The sequence below is a fragment of the Vibrio harveyi NBRC 15634 = ATCC 14126 = KCTC 12724 genome (assembly GCF_001591145.1).
Taxonomy (GTDB): domain Bacteria; phylum Pseudomonadota; class Gammaproteobacteria; order Enterobacterales; family Vibrionaceae; genus Vibrio; species Vibrio harveyi.
In genome coordinates this window covers 1-529 of record NZ_BCUF01000183.1, presented here as the reverse complement: position 1 = coordinate 529, position 529 = coordinate 1, and the positions used below count along the sequence as shown (strand labels likewise).

General features: G+C 40.8%; 1 protein-coding gene. It reads left to right on the top strand.

What is annotated here, in order from left to right; translation table 11 throughout:
- Positions 1-79: 79 nt before the first annotated feature.
- Positions 80-496, top strand: a complete 417-nt coding sequence (locus tag VHA02S_RS25105; RefSeq protein WP_038899756.1) for a GNAT family N-acetyltransferase — start codon at positions 80-82, stop codon at positions 494-496.
- The last annotated feature ends 33 nt before the right edge of the window (positions 497-529 follow it).

Sequence of the window (529 nt, the reverse complement as noted above, 5' to 3'; positions counted from 1 at the left end):
GCGACGGCATCGGTATTGCGTTGCTCACCCCTTAGCAGGGCGTTATGTGCTTAGAGGAAAATCGGTAGTGATAAGAGAAATGCATATCTCAGATTATTCGCAAGTAATCGGCTTGTGGTCAACAACAGAAGCGATGTTGCTGCGAGATGCAGATTCAAAGGAAAACATAGATAAGTACCTAAAACGCAATCCAAATCTTAGTTTTGTCGCATTAGATGGTGACAATATTATTGGTGCTATTTTAGTTGGGACTGATGGGCGTCGAGGTTATGTGCAGCATCTGGCTGTTGATTCAACTTTTCGAGGTAAAGGCGTTGGTGCAAAGCTCATATCTTCAGCAGTGGAAGCTCTATCAAAAATAGATATAGCCAAAACGCATCTATTTGTCGCAAATGAAAACATTAATGCACAGTCTTTCTACGAAAAATTAGGTTGGTTTCCTCGCGACGAAGTTCGTATGTTTTCTTTCAATTCTTCTAACAGTGACAAGGTTTAGTACGCACATAACAAACTGTTTAAGAGTGATTCG

Excerpts from the sequence above, each read along its gene's own strand:
- VHA02S_RS25105 (WP_038899756.1), top strand. The coding sequence starts at position 80 with ATGCATATCTCAGATTATTCGCAAGTAATCGGCTTGTGGTCAACAACA.